This is a genomic window from Saccharothrix sp. NRRL B-16348, assembly GCF_001280085.1.
Lineage (GTDB): Bacteria > Actinomycetota > Actinomycetes > Mycobacteriales > Pseudonocardiaceae > Actinosynnema.
The window spans coordinates 141855-164577 of the sequence record NZ_LGED01000002.1 but is presented as its reverse complement, the minus strand read 5'-3'; the positions used below and the strand labels follow the sequence as shown (position 1 = coordinate 164577).

The 22723-nt window shown below is 71.1% G+C and carries 14 protein-coding genes and 1 pseudogene; 10 read left to right on the top strand and 5 right to left on the bottom strand.

The genetic code is table 11. The features are described 5' to 3' along the window. The 4 genes and pseudogenes from ADK67_RS03010 to ADK67_RS02995 all read left to right on the top strand — a co-directional run. Positions 1–1363: pseudogene (locus ADK67_RS03010) on the top strand (acyltransferase domain-containing protein); the annotation flags it as partial. A gap of 109 nt (positions 1364–1472) precedes the next feature. Then, positions 1473–4850, top strand: a complete 3378-nt coding sequence (locus tag ADK67_RS03005; RefSeq protein ID WP_157619863.1) for a type I polyketide synthase — start codon at positions 1473–1475, stop codon at positions 4848–4850. Continuing rightward, complete coding sequence (locus ADK67_RS55020) at positions 4837–7080, top strand: cytochrome P450 (protein ID WP_197289246.1); 2244 nt, start codon at positions 4837–4839, stop codon at positions 7078–7080. Before ADK67_RS03005 ends, ADK67_RS55020 begins: the two co-directional genes overlap by 14 nt. Position 7081: 1 nt before the next feature. Then, the gene (locus ADK67_RS02995; protein ID WP_053714813.1) at positions 7082–8245 is read left to right on the top strand and encodes a macrolide family glycosyltransferase; all 1164 of its coding nucleotides are present in this window, start codon (positions 7082–7084) and stop codon (positions 8243–8245) included. Positions 8246–8287: 42 nt separating this feature from the next. On the opposite strand, the gene ADK67_RS02990 is transcribed toward ADK67_RS02995, so the two are convergent. Next, entirely contained in the window at positions 8288–10297 is a 2010-nt protein-coding gene (locus tag ADK67_RS02990) for a carbamoyltransferase family protein (RefSeq protein WP_231647985.1), read from the bottom strand. 434 nt (positions 10298–10731) lie between these two features. Between ADK67_RS02990 and ADK67_RS02985 the strand changes: the two genes are divergently transcribed. Then, positions 10732–12894: a CRTAC1 family protein gene (locus ADK67_RS02985; RefSeq protein WP_082403168.1), complete on the top strand. Its 2163-nt coding sequence runs from the start codon at positions 10732–10734 to the stop codon at positions 12892–12894. Between the two features lie 76 nt (positions 12895–12970). Here ADK67_RS02985 and ADK67_RS02980 read toward each other — a convergent pair whose 3' ends face one another. Continuing rightward, a complete protein-coding gene (locus ADK67_RS02980; RefSeq protein WP_053714811.1) occupies positions 12971–14332 on the bottom strand; it encodes an MBL fold metallo-hydrolase in 1362 nt (453 codons plus the stop codon). Between the two features lie 174 nt (positions 14333–14506). On the opposite strand from ADK67_RS02980, the gene ADK67_RS02975 reads away from it, so the two are divergent. Beyond that, positions 14507–15874 carry an aminotransferase class V-fold PLP-dependent enzyme gene (locus tag ADK67_RS02975; protein WP_063797481.1) on the top strand — a complete coding sequence of 456 codons (1368 nt, stop codon included), beginning with the start codon at positions 14507–14509 and terminating at the stop codon, positions 15872–15874. A 10-nt stretch (positions 15875–15884) separates the two neighbouring features. Here the strand turns inward: ADK67_RS02975 and ADK67_RS02970 are convergent, their stop codons facing one another. After that, entirely contained in the window at positions 15885–16553 is a 669-nt protein-coding gene (locus tag ADK67_RS02970) for an ArsR/SmtB family transcription factor (protein ID WP_053714809.1), read from the bottom strand. A gap of 359 nt (positions 16554–16912) precedes the next feature. On the opposite strand from ADK67_RS02970, the gene ADK67_RS02965 reads away from it, so the two are divergent. The 4 genes from ADK67_RS02965 (at position 16913) to ADK67_RS02950 (ending at position 20785) form a co-directional block, all read left to right on the top strand. After that, positions 16913–17470 carry a carboxymuconolactone decarboxylase family protein gene (locus ADK67_RS02965; RefSeq protein ID WP_053714808.1) on the top strand — a complete coding sequence of 186 codons (558 nt, stop codon included), beginning with the start codon at positions 16913–16915 and terminating at the stop codon, positions 17468–17470. A gap of 41 nt (positions 17471–17511) precedes the next feature. Next, positions 17512–18546: an esterase/lipase family protein gene (locus tag ADK67_RS02960; RefSeq protein WP_053714807.1), complete on the top strand. Its 1035-nt coding sequence runs from the start codon at positions 17512–17514 to the stop codon at positions 18544–18546. Between the two features lie 129 nt (positions 18547–18675). Continuing rightward, positions 18676–19044, top strand: a complete 369-nt coding sequence (locus tag ADK67_RS02955) for a VOC family protein (protein WP_053714806.1) — start codon at positions 18676–18678, stop codon at positions 19042–19044. Positions 19045–19333: 289 nt separating this feature from the next. Then, complete coding sequence (locus ADK67_RS02950; protein WP_157619862.1) at positions 19334–20785, top strand: DHA2 family efflux MFS transporter permease subunit; 1452 nt, start codon at positions 19334–19336, stop codon at positions 20783–20785. A gap of 24 nt (positions 20786–20809) precedes the next feature. Here the strand turns inward: ADK67_RS02950 and ADK67_RS02945 are convergent, their stop codons facing one another. Further along, entirely contained in the window at positions 20810–22249 is a 1440-nt protein-coding gene (locus ADK67_RS02945) for a DHA2 family efflux MFS transporter permease subunit (protein ID WP_053714804.1), read from the bottom strand. 70 nt (positions 22250–22319) lie between these two features. Further along, on the bottom strand, positions 22320–22667 hold the full coding sequence (locus ADK67_RS02940; RefSeq protein WP_053714803.1) for a VOC family protein: 348 nt from the start codon (positions 22665–22667) through the stop codon (positions 22320–22322). Positions 22668–22723: the final 56 nt, after the last annotated feature.

The following is a 22723-nucleotide window of genomic DNA, read 5'->3' as shown; positions in this document are numbered from 1 at the left end:
GCGCGGCAGCGCGGTGAATCAGGATGGTGCGTCGAATGGGTTGACTGCGCCTAATGGTCCGTCGCAGGAGCGGGTGATTCGGCAGGCGTTGGCGAATGCTGGGTTGTCGCCGGCTGATGTGGATGCGGTGGAGGCGCATGGGACTGGCACTACTTTGGGTGATCCGATCGAGGCGCAGGCTGTGTTGGCGACTTATGGTCAGGAGCGTTCGGAGCCGTTGTGGTTGGGGTCGGTGAAGTCGAACATCGGCCATACGCAGGCGGCGGCGGGTGTTGCCGGTGTGATCAAGATGATCGAGGCCCTGCGTCACGGCTCGCTGCCGAAGACGCTGCACGTGGACGAGCCGACACCGCACGTCGAGTGGGAGCAGGGGGAGATCCGGCTCCTCACCGAGACCCGACCGTGGCCGCGGACCGACCGTCCGCGCCGGGCAGGTGTCTCCGCGTTCGGGATCAGCGGCACCAACGCCCACGTGATCCTCGAAGAACCGCCTTCGGGTGAACCGGTCGAGGTGGTCGCGCCCGTGCCGTGGCTGCTGTCGGCGAAGTCGCCGGAGGCGTTGCGGGCGCAGGCACGACGGCTGCGCGACTTCGCCGACGACCCGGCGGTTGGTCCTGCGTTGGCGGCGCGCACGCGGTTCCCGTACCGCGCCGCCCTGACCGATCCGAGCAGGCTCCTGGCCGACCTCGACGCCTTGGCCGACGCCCCGGTCGTCGCGGCGCGTGCCGGCAAGACCGTGTTCGTGTTCTCGGGTCAGGGTTCGCAGTGGCGGGGGATGGGTCGAGGTCTTTACGACACGTATCCGGTGTTCGCTGAGGCGTTGGACGAGGTGTGCGGGCGGCTCGGGTTGTCGTTGTGGGAGGTGGATCTGGATCAGACCCGGTTTACGCAGCCTGCGTTGTTCGCGGTTGAGGTTGCGTTGTACCGGTTGGTGGAGTCGTTGGGTCTGAAGCCGGATTACTTGATCGGTCATTCGGTGGGCGAGATCGCTGCCGCGCATGTGGCCGGTGTGTTGAGCTTGGACGATGCGTGCACGTTGGTGTCGGCGCGTGGTCGGTTGATGCAGGAGTTGCCGTCGGGTGGGGCGATGGTGTCGATCCGGGCGTCCGAGTCGGAAATCGTCCTCATCGACGGCGTTGAGATCGCGGCGGTCAACGGGCCTGACGCGGTGGTGATCTCGGGTGACGAGGACGCGGTGCTGGAGGTCGCCGAACTGTGGCGGGAACGGGGACGCGAGACGCGGCGGCTCTCCGTGAGTCACGCGTTCCACTCGGCGCACATGGACCCGATGCTGGCCGAGTTCGCTCGGGTTGTGGAGGGGCTGTCGTTCGGTTATCCACAAATCCCGATTGTGTCGACGATTTAGCGTTGAAAACAGGGATCCCCTGGGCGGGGACCCTTCCGCAGGCAGGGCTTTCGACGCCGGGTATTGGGTGCGGCAGGCGCGGGAGGCGGTGCGGTTCTCCGATGGCATGGAGTGGTTGCGTGCCAACGGTGTGACCACCTTCCTCGAAGTCGGGCCGCATCCCACGCTCGTGCCGACCGGTGTGATGCGGCGTGGTCACGATGAGCCCGAACGTGTCCTCGCCGCCCTCGGCAGGCTCTGGGAACAGGGCGCGGACTGGCGTCCGCCCGCGCCGCGCGTCCACGTCGACCTGCCCGCCTACCCGTTCCAACGGGAACGGTTCTGGCTGGTGCCGAGCGTGCCGGCGGACGTGGCCGGCGCGGGCCTCGACGCGCTGGACCACCCGTTGCTGCGGGCGTCGGTGACGCTGCCCGACGGCCAGGGCGTGGTGCTGACCGGTGTGCTGGCACGGTCCGCGCACCCGTGGTTGGCCGAGCACACCGTCCTCGGCACGGCTCTCCTGCCCGCGACCGGGTTCGTGGAGCTGGTGTTGCGCGCGGGTGGTCAGGTCGGTTGCCCGGTGCTGGCCGAACTCGTCCTCGAAGCACCGCTGCCGCTGCACGACACCGTGCACGTCCAGGTCACCGTCGGCGCGCCGGACGGCACCGGGCGGCGGCCCGTCACCCTGCACTCGCGCACGGCCGCCGAACCGGACGACTGGACCCGCCACGCCACCGGCGTCCTGAGCCCCGAACCGGCCACCCCGCCGGCCGGGCCCACGACGTGGCCACCCGCCGGCGCGACGCCGCTCGACATCGCCGCCCTGTACGACACCCTCGCCGACGCCGGCTACGACTACGGGCCGACGTTCCAGGGCCTGCGCGCCCTCTGGCGGCATGGCGACGACCTGCACGCCGAGGTCGCGTTCCCCGCCGACCACGCCCAGCTGACCGGCTACGGCGTCCACCCGGCCCTGCTGGACGCGGCGATCCAGCCGCTCACCCTGCTCACCGGCATCACCGCCGAGGTCGACGGCCCGGGTCAAGGCCTGGCCAGGCTGCCGTTCTCGTTCGCGGGCGTGTCGATCACCGGCACGGCCGCCACCCTCCGCGTCGTGCTGTCGCCCACCGCGCCGGACACCTACGCGGTGGGCGTCACCGACACGGCGGGCACCCCGGTCGCCACCGTCGACTCACTGGTGCTGCGACCCGTCGAGCTGGGCGGTCTCGCCGTCGTCCGCCACCCCGACTCCCTGTTCACCCTCGACTGGACGCCGTTGCCGATCACCGACGCGCCGGACGTGCCGGTGGAGTTCCACGACCTCGCGATCACCGGGGGAGACCCGGTCGAGCAGACCCACGCCCTCACCCGGCAGGTGCTCCACGACGTGCAGCGAGCCCTGACCGACGACACCCGCCTGGTGATCGTCACCCGTGGCGACGACCTGGCCCTCGCGGCGGCTCAAGGGCTGGTGCGCAGCGCGCAGGCCGAGCACCCCGGCCGGTTCCTGCTGGTCGACCACGACGACACCGAGGCGTCTCGCCAAGCGCTCCCGGCCGCCGTGCGCACTGCGTTCGCCCAAACGGAACCACAACTGCGGCTCCGGCACGGCGAAGCGCTGGCACCCAGGCTCACGAAGTCCGTCCAGGACGGCGCACCACGCCCGCTGCGCGGCACCGCGTTGATCACCGGCGGGTTCGGCGTCCTCGGTGGCCTGACCGCACGCCACCTCGTCACCGGGCACGGCGTGCGGCACGTGGTCCTGGCCGGACGTCGGGGCGTCGCCACCCCCGGCGCGGCGGAACTCCAGGCCGAACTGGCCGGTCTCGGCGCGATCGTCATGGTGGCCGCGTGCGACGTCGCCGACCGGGCCGCCCTCGCCGGGCTCCTCGCCACGATCGACGACCTGCGCGTGGTCGTGCACACGGCCGGGATCGTGGACGACGCCGTGGTCGGCTCCCTCACCCCCGAGCAGTTGGACGCCGTGCTGCGGCCCAAGGTGGACGCGGCCTGGCACCTGCACGAGCTGACCCGCGACCTGGACGCGTTCGTGCTGTTCTCCTCCGTGGCGGGCGTGCTGGGCAGTCCCGGTCAGGCCAACTACGCGGCGGCGAACGCGTTCCTCGACGGCCTGGCCCGCCACCGGCACGCGCTCGGCCTGCCCGCCGTGTCGCTGGCGTGGGGTTACTGGGCGCAGGAGAGCGGCATCACCGGCCACCTCACCGAGGCCGACCGGCTCCGCCTGGCCCGTGGGGGCCTGCACGCGCTGCCGACGGACCGGGCGCTGGCGTTGTTCGACCTCGGTTTGGCGGCGGGCGTGCCGGTGCTGGTGCCCGCCCACCTCGACGCGGCCACGGCGACGACGGCGTTGCTGCGCGACCAGGCGCGGTCCCGGCGGACGAAGGCGCCCGCGGTCACGCCCGCCGACCTGCTCGGTCGGCTCGCCGCACTGGCCGAACCCGAGCAGCGCGCCCTGCTGCTGGACGTGATCACCACGCACGCGTCGGCCGTCCTCGGCCACACCACGCGGCTCACCGCCGACCCGCAGCAGGCGTTCCGCGACCACGGCGTCGACTCGCTGACCGCGATCGAGCTGCGCAACCGGCTCAACGAGGCCACCGGTCTGCACCTGGCCGCGACCGCCGTCTTCGACTTCCCGACGCCCGCCCAGCTGGCCAACCACCTCTACGGGCAGCTGCGCGGCGCCGCCAACCGGGACGCCGGGCCGATGGAAGTGCTGCTGCGCAAGGCGATCGACGTCGACCGCACCCGTGACGGCGTGGAGCTGCTGGCCACCGCGGCACGGCTCGGCCCGCTGTCCGACCGGCTCGACGTCACGCCGGTCAAGCTCACCACCGGGTTCGTGCCGCCGGCGCTGGTCTGCCTGCCGTCCGCGTTGGCGTTCACCGGCGTGGAGGAGTACGCGCGGTTCGCCGCCGCGTTGGAGGCGATGCGGGACGTGACCGCCGTGCCGCTGCCCGGCTTCACCGGCGGCCCGCTGCCCGCCACCGCCGAGGCGTTGGTGGACGCGCTGACCGACGCGGTCGCCGCGGCGGGCGTCGGCGAGTTCGCGCTGGTCGGCCGGTCGGTCGGGGCGTGGCTCGCCCGTGCCGTCGCCGGCCGCCTCGAAGCCAGGGGCGTGACACCGGCCGCCCTCGTGCTGATCACCCCGACCGAAGAACCGGTGCTCGACGGCGTGCTCGACCCCGAGCACCAGGTCCACCCCGTCGACGACGACCGGCTGGTCGCGATGGGCCGCTACCTCGACCTGGCCGGGCAGTGGCAGTCGGACCCGACGACCGCGCCGGTGCTGCACGTCGGCACCGCGCACGAACGCCCACCGTCCGGGCAGGAGTCGGTGGTGGTCGCCGGCGACCACTTCTCCGTGCTGGAACAGCACTCCGCCTCCACCGCGCTGGCGATCAGCAGCTGGCTCACGGACTTCCGCGGGTACGGCGCCGGGTTGTCCGAACTCAGGGAAAGGGACGTCCATGATCTGGGATGACGTGTTCATCGGCGGCACGGGGCACTACCTGCCGCCGCGCACGCAGGCGACGGACGCCGTGCCCGACACCGACACCATGCGGCGGCTGCTCGCGCTGTCCGACTTCACGTCGTTCACCCGGTCCGACGACCTCACGGAGCACGCGATGGCGGTGCGGGCCGCGATCGGCGCGCTGCGCCAGTCGGGGTTGACCGGCGCCGACATCGCGATGGCCGCCTACGCGCAGATGGACCACCAGGACCACATGGCGTCCTCGTGCCACCTCCAGCGCGTCCTCGGCCTCGGTGACGCCCTGGTGTTCGAGGTGGAGGCGACCAGCAACGGCGGTTCGGCCGCGCTGCAGGCCGCCGCCGCGCACCTGGTGGCCGACCGGTCCGCCACCGCGACCCTGGTCACCGCGACCGCCCGGTTCCTGCCGCCGCGCTGGGAACGCTGGCAGCCCACCGTCGGCATCTTCCTGGCCGACGGCGCCGCGTCCGCCGTGCTCACCCGCGACGGCGGCCGGGCCCGGCTGGTCGCCACCGCCAACAGCTCCGCCACCCAGATGGAAGTCCTCGCCACCCCGTCCATCCCCGACCCGCTCGGGCACCGCAACCGCACGCCCATCGAGGTCACCGGCCTCGCGCCCTACCTGACCCTGATGAGCGAGGCGCTCGTCAAGGCGGTCGAGCAGGCCGCGAAGGAAGCGAACGTCGCGATCGCCGACATCACCCGATTCGTGATCACCGGCCTGGGGCTGGCGCAGCTGCAGGTGGTGGTGCTGGAACCGCTCGGCATCGACCTGGACCGCACCACCTGGCCGTTCCTGCGCGAACTGGGCCACGTCGGGCCGTGCGACCAGCTGCTCGGCGTGGACCACCTGCTCAACGACGGCGACCTGGAACCCGGTGACACGATCATGGTGATCGGCCTGGGCATGGGCTCCCGGTTCACCGCGGCACTGCTGGAGGTCACCGAGCCGCCCACGCGCGGCACGACGTTCGTCGAGCAGTCGGTCGAGATCCCGCCGGTCGAGCGGTACACCATCGACCCGTCCGGCGGCGACATCTTCGGCGAGGCGGCCCGGCTGCGCGACCGCGGCCACACCACGCCCGTCGAACTGCCCGGCGGCATCGGCGCGTGGGCGGTGACCGGCCACGACGCCGTCAAAGCCGTGCTGCTCGACCCGGCCGTCTCCAAGGACGCCAACCGGCACTGGCCCGCGTGGCGCAACGGCGAGATCCCGCCCGACTGGCCGCTGATCATGTGGGTGGCGATGAAGAACATGTTCACCGCCTACGGCGAGGACCACACGCGGCTGCGCAAGCTGGTGGCCAAGGCGTTCACCGCGCGGCGCATCGACGCCATGCGCCCGCGCGTCGAGGAGATCACCGCCGAGCTGATCGACCGGCTGGCCGCCGTGCGGCGCGGCGCCGTAATCGACCTGCGCGCGGAGTTCGCGTTCCAGCTACCGATCCGGGTGATCAGCGGCCTGTTCGGGCTGTCCGAGCGGACGGGCGCCGACCTGCGCCGGCTGGTGGAGGCGGTGTTCAGCCTCGACGCCGACCCCGAAGGCGTGCAGGACGCGTCGGCCGAGCTGTACATGCTGCTGAAGGGCCTCGTCGCGGAGAAGCGCGCGAACCCCGGCGACGACATGACCACCGACCTGATCGCGGCACAGGAGGAGGACGGCAGCCGGCTGGGGGAGCAGGAGCTGCTGGACACGTTGCTGCTGACCATCAGCGCGGGCTTCGAGACCACGGTCAACCTGCTCGACAGCGCCGTGCACGCGCTGGCCACGCACCCGTCCCAGCTCGACCTCGTCACGACCGGCACGAGCACCTGGGACGACGTGGTGGACGAGACGCTGCGCTGGCAGGCTCCCGTGCCGAACCTGCCGCTGCGCTACGCGGTGGACGACGTGGAGGTCGACGGCGTGCCGATCGCCAAGGGTGACGCGATCCTGGTGTCCTTCGGCGCGGCCGGCCGCGACCCGGCGCGGCACGGCGCGGACGCCGAGGCGTTCGACATCACCCGCCCGTCCCGGCGCGACCACTTGGCGTTCGGCCACGGCGTGCACTTCTGCCTGGGTTCGCCGTTGGCGCGGATGGAGGCGACGGTGGCGTTGCGGGCGTTGTTCGGGCGGTTCCCGAACCTTCGGCTGGCCGTGCCGTCGGCGGAGCTGGAACCGTTGGGGTCGTTCTTCACCAACGGGCACAAGTCGCTGCCCGTGGTGCTGGAGGAGGACTGAGATGGCGCACTTCGCGTTTGTCAGCGCGCCCGCCGCCGGGCACGTCAACCCGACCCTGCCGGTGGTGGAGGAGTTGGTCCGGCGCGGCCACCGGGTCAGCTACGCCACCGGGCCCGCCACCGTCGACGGCGCGGTGAAGGCGGGCGCGACGCCGGTCGTGCTGCCGTCGGAGCTGCCGCCGGACCTGGACGCGCGGGGCGAGTTCACCGCCGAGCAGCTGGCGGTGACACTGGGGTACTTCCTGGACGACGCCGAGGTGTCGTTCCCGGTGCTGGCCGCGCACTTCGAAGCCGACCGGCCGGACGTGGTGTGCTACGACTCGGTGACGTTCACCGGGCGGATGCTGGCCAACCTGCTCGGCGTGCCCGAGGTGGCGCTGGTGCCCACGTTCGCGGAGAACGAGCGGTTCTCCGCGACCCAGGTCTACCTGCCGCCGTCGTTCGACCACCAGCACCCGGACCTGGTCGCCGCGGTCGGGCGGATGGCGAAGTTCGCTTCCGGGTTCAGCTTCCTGGACGACCCGAACCTGATGTTCGGCCACGTCGCGCCGATGAACGTCGTGTTCGTGCCGCGCTCGTTCCAGCTGTCCGCCGACACGTTCGACGACCGGTTCCACTTCGTGGGGCCGTCGCTGGGCAGCTGGCAGGACGCCGAGCGGTGGTCGCCGACGTCCGACGCGCCGGTGCTGCTGATCTCGCTGGGCACGGTGTTCAACTCACGCCCCGACTTCTACCGGGCGTGCGTCGAGGCGTTCGCCGACGGGCCGTGGGAGGTCGTGATGTCGATCGGCGACCTCGACCCCGCCCTCCTCGGGCCGCTGCCCGCGAACATCTCGGCGCACGCCCGCGTGCCGCAGGTGGCCGTGCTGCGGCACGCGTCGGTGTTCCTCAGCCACGCGGGCATGAACTCGGTCATGGAATCGCTGTACCACGGCGTGCCGTTCGTGACCGTGCCGCAGATCCCCGAACAGCGCGCCATCGCCGCACGGTCCGCCGAGCTGGGCCTCGGCGTCACGCTGGAGGACCAGACGCCGGAGGGGCTGCGTGCCGCGGTGTCGGCGGCGTCCGCGAACCGGGCGGCCGTCGAGGCGATGAGCGAGGTGGTCCGCTCCAGCGGCGGTGCACCCGCCGCCGCGGACGCGTTGGAGAAGCTGCTGAGCCGGTGACGCAGCCGCCGGTGGTCCCGCCCAGGACCACCGGCGCCGCCGTCAGGGCTTGGGCGTGAGCGCGAAGAACCGCCGCTGCCACAACGACACCAGTTCCGCGCGCACCTCGTCGGTCAGCGTCCCGGCCAACGCGGCCACCGTGCTCTCGCCGTCCGCCGCGGCCAACAGGTTGAACACGGCCGGTGACACCGTCGCCGAAGGGCCGAACGAGTAGTCCAGGTAGACCTCGCCCTTCACCTCGTCGCCGGGTCGCCAGTCCTGCCTCAGCCGGGTCACCGGGCGCAGCGTCAGCACCAGGTCGTCCAGCGCCTGTGCGACCGGCTCCCGTCGTCGGACCAGGAAGTCCTCGACCACGAGCACGTCGATTTCGGTCGTCAGGTACGTGGTGAGCGTGTCGTGCACGGATTGCACGATCGGTTCGGCGTTGTTGTTGAACGAGGTGTTGAGCAGGACGGGTGTGCCGGTGAGTTCGCCGAACCGGGTGATCAGCTCGTGGAAGCGGGCGTTGGCCTCGGGTGTGACGACCTGGACCCGGGCGGTGCCGTCGACGTGCGTCACGGCGCCCAGTTCGGCTCGCCGGTCGTCGTGGACGTGGACCACGAACGACATGAAGCTGTGGTCCGCCGTGGTGTCGGTGAGGTCGAAGTAGGTGGCGGCGGCTTCGCGGGTGACGGCGGGCGCGAACGGCCGGAAGCCTTCGCGCTTCTTCACCATGGCGTTGATCCGGTCCCGGTTCTCCACCGGTCGTGCGTCGGCCAGGATGCTCCGGTTGCCCAACGCGCGCGGCCCGAACTCCGAACGCCCGTGCGCCCACCCGACCACCGCGCCGCCCGCGAGCAGTTCCGCCGTCGCACCCACGACGTCGGCCGCGCGGTCGATCTCGACGATGCCGCTCCACGCCCGCAACGCCCGCTCCACCTCGTCCGGTGTGCCGAGGTCGGGGCCGAGGCTCGCGCTCACCAGCCGTTCGACCTTGGTGTGCGGCGTGCCGAGACGGGCCGCGGCGACGATGGCCGCGCCTTCCGCCGCGCCGGCGTCGTGCGACGACGGGTGCACGAACACCTCGTCGAACAGGCCCGAGCGCAGGATCACGCCGTTGAGGCTGCTGTTGTGCGCGACGCCGCCGGTGAAGCACAGCCTGGTCGCGCCGGTCTGCCGGGCCCAGTGCGCGAGCACGTGCATGGCCAGGATCTCCAGCGTTTCCTGGAGTCCTGCGGCGAAGTCCTTGTGCTCCTGCGTCACCGGCTCGCCGGCGCGCCGCGCGACGAACCCCATGTCGTAGAACGCGGCCACGGTGGGGTTGATGTCCGGCATCGGCGGCGTCATGGCGTAGTCGCCGTCGGGGAGGAGCGTGTAGAGGCTGCGGAACTGCTCGCGGTAGGTCGCCGGGTCGCCGTACGGGGCCAGCCCCATGACCTTATACTCGTCGCCGAACCCGTAGCCGACGTGCCCGATCGCGTCCTGGTAGAGCAGACCGAGTGATTGCGGCACGGAGTACGACCGCAACTCGCGCATCTCACCCGACCCGGCCAGGTAGATCGTGGTCGAGACGTTCTCGCCGCGGCCGTCCATCACGACCACCAACGCGTCCGACATGCCCGACCGGGCGAACGACGACCACGCGTGCGCGAGGTGGTGCCGGGTGAACATGATCCGGTCGGCGGGGATTTCCCAGTCGAAGTGCTCGCGCAGCCTCTCCTGGAGGAGGTCGATGCCCCAGCGGACCGGCTGGACCGGCGTGGCCACGTGGAAGTTGCCCAACCCGAGGTCGACCAGGTCGCGGTCGAAGTAGTAGCCGACGGCGTCGATTTCGCCCGGCTCGACACCGGCCAGTTCCAGGCACGCGCGAATGGCGCCGGCCGGGAACTTGTTCGTCTTCTTGATCCGGTTGAACCGCTCCTCTTCGACCGCCACGACGAGTTCGCCGTCGGCCACCAGACAGGCGGTGGCGTCGTGCATGTAGGTCCGGTACAACCCCGGCAGCAGGTCGAAATGACCGCTGATGCCCAACGTCAGCATGTCGCTCCACTTCCGCAGACAGTGGTTCGTCATTTCACCGAACCACGGTCGTCCGAGACGCCATACCGCTGATCGGTCGGTTCGCCGTTAATGACGGTTCGCGCGTTATCGGAATTGTTGCTGTCAATGGTGGTTGCCGAACTGTGAACGGGGTCACGCGGTTTATTCATGATGTCGTGCGCAATAGCGCAGGGGTGCGAGATCGTAACGCCAGTGCGTTGTCGACTGCGGCGGTGGACTTGCTGAACCGATAGTGGTCTGTGAACGACCTGGTGCCGGCGTCCGGTCGGCCGCGGTCGCGCGTGCTCGGCTGCTTGCCGTGCGCGTCAGCACATGTACGGGCGCGGGACGTCGTCATGCCTGCTAGGTCTGCTGGACGTACTCCCGGCATGCCACTACAGTAAAATGAAGTGGACAGGCCGGAGTCTGTGCTCGGTCGTCAGTGATCTACTCCGAATGGGGGCACCATGACCCGCCTCTCCCGTCCCCTCCGCCTGGGACTCCCGGTGATCCTGCTGGCGGCCCTGCCCGTCGCCGCGGGCCCGCCGGCGGCGTCGGCGCCGGCGGGCGGGCAGGTCGTGTTCACCGAGATCGCGCTGCCCGGCACCGCGCTCGACCGGTACCGGCGCACGCCTTCGGCCGAGCACTGGAGAAGCGTGGCCAACCTCCGGCGCCCGCACGTCACCCAGGAGGACTTCGCCGCGGAAGGGGTGCACACCCACGGTGTCCCAGGTGTGGTGGTGTTCGACTACGACGGCGACGACGACCTGGACTTCTTCGTCAGCAACGGGCCCGGCAGCCCGAACAGCCTCTACCAGAACCAGCTGGAGCAGACGGGTCGACTGTCCTTCGTGGACACGGCCGCCGCCGCGGGCGTCACGTTCACCGACCTCGACGTCAACGGGGCCTGCGCGGGCGACATCGACAACGACGACGACACCGACCTCTACCTGCTCGGCCGCAACACCGCCAACCACCTCCTGCGCAACCAGGGCGACGGCACGTTCGCCGACATCACCAGCGCCGCAGGGGACATCGCGGCGGGTGCCTACAGCCACATCAGCTGCACGATGGCCGACATCGACAACGACGGGCTGGTCGAGATCGCCGTAGCCAACGCCTACGACATGAACACGGCGTTGGCGATCCTCCGCGTCCCGCACGCGTTGAACCAGCCCAACCAGCTGTTCAAGAATCTCGACGGGCGCAGCTTCACCGACATCAGCGCCACGTCCGGCTTCGCGCCCGTCAAGATCGACGGGGTGGTGCCCGACCCGGCGCGTGAAGAGCTCACCTGGTCGGTCACCGCCGTGGACTACGACCAGGACGGCGACACCGACCTCGTCACGTCCAACCACCAGGCACTGGTGCAGCCGAAGAAGTACGGCGGGGTGGACCGGGGGTTCGTCCGGGTCCACCGCAACGACGGCGCCGGTCGCTTCGAGGACATCACGACGAGCGCGGGCCTCGCCGAGTGGGGAGGCTGGGCCGGCACCTCGTTCGGCGACTTCAACTTCGACGGCACGCTCGACCTGTTCGCCTCCAACGCGGGCGACTACATGAAGCTGCCGGTGCCCGGCATGCCGCACCAGAACGGCGACATGACCAGCCGGTGGTTCCTCCAGCGCCCCGACGGCACGTTCGTGGACTCGCGGCGCAGCTCCGTCACGACACCGGTGACCGACAACGGCGACGCCGACCCGACGCTCGGCGGCCTGGGCGCCACACCCTGGGCGTGGGGCACCTCGACGTTCGACTACGACAACGACGGCGCCACCGACATCCTGCTCCACGGGAGCATCGACGGGATGAACCTGGTGACTGCGGACAACCCCGGCACGCTGCTGCGGAACAAGGGGCCGGGCGCGCTGCGCAAGGGCTTCTTCCCGTCATTCGACTACGACGAGGCGGCCCTGTCGACCACCGACCACACCAAGCGCAGCGTCATCGGCGTGGCCGTCGGCGACCTGGACCGGGACGGCTTCACCGACATCGTCAGCGCGGCGCAGTCGATCAAGGTCGGCGACACCACCAGGTACAAGGACGAGGTGCGGTTCGACCGGTACGGCGTGTTCGACGAGGAGGCCGCGTTCCTCAAGGTGTACCGGATCGAGGGCTCGGTGTTCGTCCCGACCGGCAACCACACGGTCGAGGGCGACCTCTCGGTCGAGATCAACGGCGGCAACGGCAACGGCTCGGCCACGGTGCGCACGCTCGGCAGCGTCGGGACGACACCCGACGGTCAGGTCAACCGCAACGGCATCGGCGCGATGGTGAAGTTCACGCCGAAGAACGGCGCGCCCGCGTTGCACCCCGTCACCGCGGGATCGTCCTACGCGTCGCAGGACTCCGGCGAGGGCACGTTCGGCATGGGCGCGGCCGGCACCGGCACGGTCGAGGTCCTGTGGCCGGGCGGCGTGCGCAACAAGCTGTACGACGTCCGGGCGGGCGAGCGCGTCACGTTCCCCGAGATCCCTTGCGGCTACGACGATCCGGCGATGCCCCGCCACCGGTACGCGGCCTGCGTCGTCAGGGCGCTGGAGGACATCGTCGCGGCCGGCCACCTGACCCGTGCGCAGGCATGGCGGTTCTTCACCAGCGCGATCCGGGCCTTCGGCGACGCGCATTAGCGTCGTCACCACGAGCGCCCGCCGTCTGGGCACCCCGGCCGCCACCGGGTTTCCGGACGGCGGGGAAGCCGACCGTTCAGCCGGCGTCCGTGACCAGCGATGCGCCGGTCGCCTCCGCCCACTCCCGCGGACCACCGGTGACCACGGCGACATCTCGGTGACCGGCGCGTCGCAGCACGCTGGCCGCGCTCATCGCGCGCTCGCCGTGGCCGCACATCACGATCGTCCGCCCGGTCGGCAGCTCGTCGGCGTGGTCGGCGACCGCGCCGAGTTCGAGGTGCGTCGCGCCCGGGACGTGGCCGGCGGCGTACTCCGCCCGCTGGCGCACGTCCAGCACGGCGGCGTGGTCGAGGTCCGCGGCCTGCAGCAGGTCGATCGAGGCCGTCGGGCGCCCCTCTGCCGTCCAGGCCGCCATGCCCCCGGCCAGCTCGCCGACCACGTCGCAACCGATCTTCGCCGCCTGCCACGCGATGTCGTCGGCGTCCTGGTCCGGGTCGCGCACGATCACCAGAGGGCGGTCGAGCGCGGTCAGCCAGCCGAGCCACGAGGCGAACGCCGGGCGCAGGGGATCGGACAGCGCTCCGGGGACGTGCCCGGCGGCGAAGTCCGCCACCGGTCGCACGTCGACGACGTCCGCGCCCGCCGACACGAGCGACTCGACCGCCGGCACGTCGAGCGCCGCCAACGCCGGGTCGGCCTTGAGCAGTTCCGGGCCCCGGCGGTTGACCTCCGGCAGTTGTCGGAAGTACGTGGGGTAGCTGCCGAGCGATCCGAGCAGGGCCGTGACGAAGGTGTCCTCGTCCTCGATGCGCAGCAGGGGGTTCGTCGCCTTTTCGTGACCGATGGTGCTGGTGCGCTCGGCGCCGGGCGCCGCAGAGCAGAACGAGCCCGCGCCATGGGTCGGCCACACCACCACGTCGTCGGGCAGCCGCGCGAGCCTGCGCAGCGAGGCGTGCTGGGCGCGGGCCAGGGGAGTGGTCTGCTCCGGGGCCACCAGGTCGGTGCGGGCGGCGGTGCCGACCAGGAGCGAGCCGCCGGTGAACACCCCGACCGGGCGGTCGCCGTCCAAGAGCAGGTACGCGAGGTGCTCGTGGGTGTGGCCGGGAGTGGTCAGGGCACGCAGCCGGAGACCGCCCAGGTCCACCTCCTCGTCGTCGCGCAGTCCGAGGTGGGGGAACTCGCGGCGGCCCGCCGCCGAGGCCAGCACCCGCGCGCCTGCGGTCTCCGCGAGCTGCCGTGCGCCCGAGACGAAGTCCGCGTGCAGGTGGGTCTCGGCCGCGAACGCCAGGGTCAGCCCGCGGCGGTGGGCCGCGGCCCACGCCCGGCGGAGGTCCAGGCTCGCGTCGACGACCAGACCACGTCCGTCACCCAGGTCGACCAGGTAGGCGGAGTTGCCCAACCCCTCGTCCACGAGCGGGAAAACATCAACCGTCGCCATCGTGCTTCGCCTCTCGGTCGCGCAGTCGGCCGGTGCCACGATATCGGCTCACCGCGTTCGGTACACGGGGGCAGCCGGTCGGGCAGATGTCGTAATGCGGGGAAAACGCTTCAGCTAGATATAGTCGAGTGCTAGCGTGTCGGAGGTCTTGGTCGTCTTTGGCGGGAGGCCGCGATGGTGTCAAACGACGGTGTTCCCCGGTTGGCGGCGCAGGCTGATGGTGCGGTCGGCCGACGTGCGGTGCTGCGTGCCGGGGCGTGGGTCGGTGCCGCGGCAACGGCTGCTGGAGCGGTGGCCGCCCAGTCGGTGGTCGAAGCGGAGGCGACGTCTGCGGCGTTCGACCCCGGCGACTGGGGCTCGGTGCGCCGCGAGTTCGCGCTGAGGCCCGACTACGCGCACTTCGCCGCGTTCATGCTCGCCTCTCCACCGCGCTCGGTACGGGAAGCAATAGCCTTCTTCCGTGATCGGCTCGACAGTTCCCCGGCGGATTTCCACATGGGTGTCGCTGATTTGGAGTACAGCGGGCGTGCGCAGGCGGCGCTCGCGAGGTACACCGGCGCGATGCCGGGCGAGATCGCCCTGACCGACAGCGCGACGATGGGCATCGGACTCGTCTACGGCGGCCTGCGGCTGAAGCCCGGGGACGAGGTGCTCACGACGCCGCACGAGTTCTACTCCACGCATGAAAGCCTGAGGCTGCGGGCGAGCGCGCACGGGGTACGCGTGCGCCAAGTGCCCCTGTACGCGGACCCGGCGACCGCGTCCGCGGAGGAGATGACCGACCGGCTGCGCCGCGCGGTGACCGGCCGGACCCGTGTCGTGGCGCTGACGTGGGTGCATTCCAGCACCGGCGTCAAGGTGCCGATCCGGGCCGTCTCCGACGCGATCGCCCGCATCAACGCGCGGCGCGGCGAGCGGGAGCGCATCCTGCTGTGCGTCGACGGTGTGCACGGGTTCGCCGCCGAGGACGTCGACATCCCCGACCTCGGCGCGGACTTCTTCATGGCCTCGACCCACAAGTGGCTGTTCGGCCCGCGCGGGACCGGGTTCGTGTGGGGGCGGCCGTCGGCCTGGCCGCGGGTGGACACCGTCATCCCGAGCTTCTCGGTCCCGGCGTTCACCGGGTGGCTCACCGGTCGACCCCCGGTCGGCGACCCGGGCACCCTCAACACCCCCGGCGGCTACCACAGCTTCGAGAACCGCTGGGCGCTGCCGGAGGCCGTCGCGTTCCAGGAGGCGATCGGCCGGTCAAGGGTCGCCGAGCGGATCAGGAGCCAGGTGGCGCGGCTGAAGGAGGGACTGGCCGGGTTGCCCGCCGTGCGGGTCGTCACGCCGCGGTCGGCGGAGGTGTCCGCGGGCATCGTCTGCTGCGAGGTCGAGGGGGTCGACGGCGAGCAGGTGGTGGGTCGGCTCCACGACGAGCACCGCATCGCGGCCGGGACCACGCCGTACCGGGAGTCCTACGTGCGGTTCGGACCGAGCGTCGTCACCGACGACGACGAGGTGGACCGACTGGTCCGGGCGATGGCGACGTTCCGCTGACGGGCGCGGATCAGCGCGCGAGCGGCAGGTCCGCCAGCTTCCACTCCAGCATGCCGTCGGCCAGGCGGACGGCCGTGCGGCCGTTGGCGAGCAGGGTGCGCACAGCGTCGTGTGCGAGCACGCAGTAGGAGCCGCGGCAGTAGGCCACCACCGTGCTGTCGGCGGGGAGGTCGGCGAGCCGGTCGGCGAGCTCGTGCAACGGGACGGACAGCGCGCCCGGGATGTGCCCGGCGTCGTACTCCTCGCGCGGCCGCACGTCGATCACCGTGACGTCGCCCTGCTCGATCCGCCGGAGCAGCTCGTCGCGGGTCAGCTGCTCGGTGTCGTCGGGGCCGAGGTAGGCGGCGCGGGCGCGGTCGACGCCGGCGAGGTGCCCGGACGCGACTTCGCGCAGCTGCGCCCACAAGGCCATGACGTCGGCGCCGGCGAGCCGGTAGAAGACCTTCGTGCCCTCGCGGCGGGTGGCGACCAGGCCTGCCTGCTTGAGCACCTGGAGGTTGTTGGAGGCGGTCGTCAACCCGATGCCCACGGTGGTGGCCAGCACCTCGACCGACCGCTCGCCCTGGGCGAGCACGTCGATCATCTCCAGCCGCTTCCCGCTGGCGAGCGCCTTGCCCACCTGGGCGAACGCTTCGAACAAAGCCGCCTTGTTGGCCGGGCCATCCGTCACGTCCTCCATGAATCCATAGAGTACATGGTTGTGGGGACAATGGTCGAACACTCAACCACACGGCCGGTCCACCACCGCGATGTCGGCCCGTGGGTTCGAACCCCGCCAATCTCCTCAACCTCGGGAGACCACTTCAGTAGACGGTAGTGATGTGGACCGGCTTCGGCGAGCCTTCGAACGGGTGATGTTGGCTGCTAGAGCCGGTAGGCGACACTGGTCAAGGTCTCCCTGTGGTGCCGCTTGACTACAAAGATAGGTAGTAGTGTACTGATCTCACGTTTGGGGGCACGGCAACCGATCCTCTCGTCGCGGACCGGCGCCTCCGTCGCGATCACGCGATCACGCGATCACTGGAGAGGGAGACACGGATGCCACACGTCACGATGCCCGCCCAGGCGTTCCCCGGTACACCGGGCCTCATGCAGTACCGCCTGGAGACGGGCACGCCGCTCAGCGAGCTCGCCGAAGTCCTGCTCCGCGACGCGAACTCGCTGACCAGGTCCGAGCGCGAGCTGATGGCGGCGTACGCGTCGTCGCTCAACGACTGCTACTTCTGCACCTCCACGCACGGCCAGATGAGCGTGCAGCAGAGCGCGGACCCGGACGCACGAGCGGTGCTGGAGAAGGTCCTGGCCGACCTCGACAGCGCGCCGGTGTCGCCCAGGATCAAGGCGCTGCTGCGCATCGCGGGCGCCGTGCAGGAGAGCGGCCGGGCCGTCACCGCAGACATGGTCGCCGTGGCCCGTGAGCACGGCGCCACCGACACCGAGATCCACGACACCGTCCTCATCGGCGCCGCTTTCGCCATGTACAACCGCTACTGCGACGGGCTGGCCGCGGTCGTCCCGGAGGACCCGGCGTCCTACGTCCCGATGGCGGCGATGATCATCCGCGACGGGTACAGCATGTGCGCCCGGGGCCACTAGTACCGCCGCACCCTCCCGCAACGACGTGAAACGAGGTAGTCGTGGTCGTTCGCTTCGCCCGTGTGGTCGCGCTCGTCGCACTCCTGGTCGCAACGCACGCCACGCCGGCGGGCGGCTCCACGGCCGAGTTCGCGCCGGTCGACCGCAAGGGCCCTCGGCTCAGCGTGCCGGTCGACCGGCTGGAGGCGAGCCTCACGTGCACCGGCAACGTCCGCCGGGCCAGGACGACGCCAGTCCTCCTGCTCGCCGGCACCGCGGTGAACACCGACCAGTACTTCAGCTGGAACTGGAAACCGGCGCTGACCAGGGCCGGCATCCCGTGGTGCGCCTCGGACGTGCCCGTGCCCGACGCGGCGAACCAGAACCTGACCGACATCCAGGTGCGCGCCGAGTACGTCGTCCACGCCATCCGGACGATGCGCGCGATGGCAGACCGCAAGATCAGCGTCATCGGCCACAGCCAGGGCGGGGTCGTGCCGCGGTGGGCACTGCGCTTCTGGCCCGACGTGCGGCCGATGGTGGACGACGTCATCGCCTTGGCGCCCACGAGCCACGGCACCCCGCTCGGCACGCAGATCTGCCCGGCGATGTGCCACCCGGCCATCTGGCAGCAGCGCGTGCCCGCGAACTTCTACCGCGCCGTCGACTCCTACCAGCAGACGTTCCGGGGCGTCTCCTACACGGTGGTCCGATCGGATTTCGACCCGATGGTCCCGCCGGAGGCCGCCGACCTCACCGGGCCCGGTGACATCACCAACGCGCGGGTCCAGGACATCTGCCCGGCCGACACCGCCGACCACGACGGCGTCGGCACGGTGGACGCGGTCGCCGAGGCGTTGGTCCTCGACGCCCTGCGGCACCGGGGACCGGCGGACCCGGCCCGGGTCGACCCGGCGGTCTGCTCCCGCCCGCTGATGTCCGGGGTGAACCCCGCGACGCACGCCGCTGACTACGCTTGGATGAAGGAAGTCCAGAACCAGAACTACCTGCGCGCCCCGGTGGCCGAGAGCGAACCGGCGTTGGCCTGCTACACCTCGGTCGCCGGGTGCCGCAGGCCGCGCGCCGGCGACTCGTGACCGGACTCGACGCGATCGGCGGGGAAGGGCCATCCGGGTGAACCCTGTGCGCGAACCCGTGTCGGCCAGGTGTCACAGGGTTTTCTTCAATAGGATGCGGTGTCCACTGACACCTGGAAGGGGAATTTCGTGGGGAAACCGTTGGCCTACTTCGAGATCACCACCTCGGATGACGCCGCCAAGTTGCAGGACTTCTACCGCGACATGTTCGACTGGCAGGTCAACGTCATGCCGGAGATGGGCGGCTACGGCCTGGTCGACACCGGCTCGGAAGGCGCGGTCGGCGGCGGCATCGGGCCCGCGCAGAGTCACTCCGGAGTGCGGGTCTACTTCCACGTCGAGGACCTCGACGCCGCGCTGAAGAAGGCGGAAGGCTTGGGGGGCAAGACAGTCATGCCCCCGATGAAGATCTCCGACGACTTCGGCAGCTTCGCCGTCTTCACCGACCCGCACGGCAACGAGATCGGCCTCTGGGACCGGCCGGGCCTGCAGGGCTGACATCGGGCAACCCCGCGCTCGGGCAGGTGCACCGCACCGTCCGGACGCGGGGTTCTTCATGTCCGAAGTGGTCTGTCCTAACGCGACTTCGGTCGGGAACGCGCGCGCCGACGAGCCGACGGCCGCACGTCGGCCATCGGTTCGGTGCCCGGTTCCGGTCAGGTCGCCACCGCGGCGGCGACCTCCCGAAGCCTCGGCGCTCCATCACGGCGATCCCAGCGGGTAGCCGGATGCCACTACTGACAGATATAGTGAGCTGCCTGAGTGAGTCGAGTGCTTGGCGGTGGTCATGTCGCACGAGGCTTCATCGGTCGCCACCCGGTCGTCACGCGGAGCCGCAGCCACCGTGTTCGCCCTCGGCATCGCGTCGTTCGTGGTCATGGTCGATTCGACCGTCGCCCAGGTGATGCTGCCGAACCTCATGGAGGACCTGGGCGTCGGCCTGGACGGCGTGCTGTGGGTGGCCAACGCCTTCACGCTGGTGTACGGCGTGCTGCTGCTGCCGGGAGCCCGGCTGGGCGACATGTTCGGCCGCCGCGCGCTGCTCGTGACCGGCCTGGTGCTGTTCCTGGCCGGATCGGTCCTGTGCGGATCGGCGTGGTCGCTGCCGGTCCTGGTCGCGGGACGCGTCGTCCAGGCGATCGGGGGCGCGCTGCTGATCCCGCAGACCCTCGGGATCCTGGCGACCTCGGTCCCCGAGCACCGCCGCGGTCTGGCGTTCGGGTTGGTCAGCGCCTCGATGGCGCTGGCGGCCGTCGTCGGGCCGGTGCTCGGTGGGATCGTCGTGTCCTTCGCCGGCTGGCGCTGGGTGTTCCTCGCGAACGTCCCGGGGTGCGCGCTGGCGATCGCCGCCGTCGCCTGGGCGCCGGCGAGCCGGGAACCGAAGCGGGCGCACGAGCTGGACGTGGTCGGCGTGCTGCTGGTGATCGCCGGCCTGGGCGCCGTGGTGTACGGCTTCATCGCCGGTGCCCGGCAGGACCTCGGGAGCGGCGCGGTCCCGGCGATCTTCGGGGTCGGCGCCGCGCTGCTCGCGGCTTTCCTGCTGTGGGAGCGGCGCGCGGCGGAGCCCTTGGTGCCGCTGGGGCTGTTCGGCACACGCGGGTTCTCGGTCGCCCTCTGGCTCGGCGTGCTGCAGTTCGTGCTGATGTTCGGCGTCATGCTGGTCGTGACGCTCAAGGTGCAGACCGCCTTGGGCGGCAACGCCTTCCAGACCGGGATCGTCCTGCTGCCCATGGCGGTGGCCGCCGGGGTGGTATCACCGTTCGCCGGGCACGCCACCGATCGGTGGCGCGGGCGTCCGGTCATCGTGCTCGGCTTCCTCGTGATGGGCGGCGGACTGGCCTGGCTCGCCCTCGTCTCGTCGGCGGTCGGCACCGCGTCGCTGTTCGCGCCGCTCGCCGCCGTCGGGGTCGGGGTGGGACTGCTGATGGGACCGATCAGCGCCGAGGTCGTCGGCCACCTGCCGAAGGCCTTGGTCAACACCGGGTCGGGTGTGCTGACCACGAGCAGACAGGTCGCGGGAGCGCTCGGCGTCGCCGTCGTGGGAGCGCTGCTCCAGCCGGCGACGTCACTCACCGGGCGCGACCTGGCCGGGTTCGTGACGGCCGAGCGGTCCGCGTTGGCCGTGCTCGGCGTGCTGGCGGCCGTCGCCGTGATCAGCACCGCGTTCCTCCCCGGACGCCGCCGCGACCACGGCGGGTCCGCGCCGGGTGCGCCGGACCAGGCTCGCGAAGGATCCTGATCCGGCGCACCCGGCGCGGGTCGGTCAAGAGGTCGTCCGCGGCACCACGGCGGCCGGCACGTCCGCGGCGGTGGTGGTCGCGGTGCGCCGGACCAGCGCGCCGACACCCACGCCGAGGGCGCACAGCACGGCGAGGACGATGAACGCCGGGCTCAAGCCGGACACGAACTCCGCCGGCGTGCGGTAGCTGCCGTTGCCGGCGAAGACCGCGGTCGCGATCGCCACCCCGAACACCGCGCCGACCTGCCGGAACGTGTTGCTGGTGCCCGAGGCGATGCCCACCTCCGCCGGTCCGACCGACCGCATCACGGCCGTCGTCACGGTCGGGAACGCGATGGCGATCCCGAAGCCGGTGACGAACAGCGGGCCGATGATCGTGCCGTACCCGCTGGTGTCGGTGACGAGCAGGCCGATGAGCAGCAGACCGGCCGCCTGGAGCCCGAGGCCGAGCATGATCAGCGGCCGTTCGCCGATCCGGTCGGCCAAGCGTCCGGTCACGGGTGCGATGAACAGCGCCACACCGGTCGCCGGGAGCAGGCCGAGACCGACGTTGAGAGGCGTCTTGCCCAGCGCGAGCTGGAGGTACTGGGCGGTGAGGAAGCCGAGCGCGAAGATGCCGGCCATCAGGATGAAACCGGCCACGCACCCGGCGGTGAAGCTGCGGTTCGCGAACATCCGCATGGGCATCATCGCGTTCGGTGCGCGGTGCTCGTAGACGACGAAGAGCACCAGGGCCACCACACCACCGATCAGCCCGACCAGGACCCACAGCGAGGTCCAGCCGGCGGAGTTGCCCCTGATCAGGCCCGCGGCGACACCGAAGATGCCGAGCGTCGCCAAGAGCAGGCCGATGGGGTCGGCCGTGGCCTTGAACCGCGCGCTCTCGGCGACCTTGGCCGACGTCAGGGCGATGATGGCGACACCGACCGGCACGTTCAGCCAGAAGATCCACTGCCAGGCCAGACCCTCCACGATGGCGCCGCCGACGAGCGGGCCCGCGGCGACGGCCAGCCCGGTGAAGGCGCCCCAGATGCCCAGCGCCTTGCCCCGCGATTGCGGCGGGGTGACGTCGGTGATCAGCGCCAGCGCCAGGGGGACGGCGATACCGCCGCCGATGCCCTGCACGACCCGGGCGAAGATCAGGAACTCCACGTTGGTGCTGAGCGCGCACGCGGCGGACGCGATGGTGAACACCGCGATGCCCACGACGAACAGCTTGCGCCGCCCGAAGCGGTCACCGAGCGTCGACCCGGTGAGGATGGACGCCGCGAACGCGAGCTCGTAGGCGTTGACCGTCCAGCCGAGCCCTTCGATGCCGGTGCCGAACTGCAGGTGCAATGTGGGGAGCGCGGTGGTCACGACCAAGGCGTCGAGCCCCACCAGGAAGGAGGAGAGGGAACCGAGGATCAGGGTCCAGCGCTGCAACGCCGGACTGGCGCCGGTGGTGGTGCCGGTTGCTGCCATGGTGGATTTCACTTTCTCGTGGTCGCGTCATGCGCCGAGGCGGTCGGTGCCCGCGCCGCGGCGTGGTCGATCAGGCGGGCCGAGCCGGTTGGTAGAAGCTGAACGGGCTGCCCTGGTCGTCGCGGCAGTGGGCGATCTGACCCACTCCGGTGACGAACACGACGTCGTCGGCCGTGCCGCCCAGGTCGCGGACCGCCGCGACGGAGGACGCGATGTCATCGGTGGCGAAGTACACGCGTGGCCCGGTGAGCTCGTCGGTCTTCGGCACGATGGCGCCAGGGGCGCCGTTCTCGATGATGTGGTAGTCGTCCAGGTCGTCGCATTCGCCGGTCTGCCAACCGAAGAGCTTGCCGTAGAACACGCGTGCCCTGGCCGTGTCCTCGGAGGGCAGCTCGAACCAGTTGATCTCTCCCGACATGGGTGGTCCTTCCGCGAGTCGTGTGGACGTCACAAGGACGAACGGCGACGGCGGAA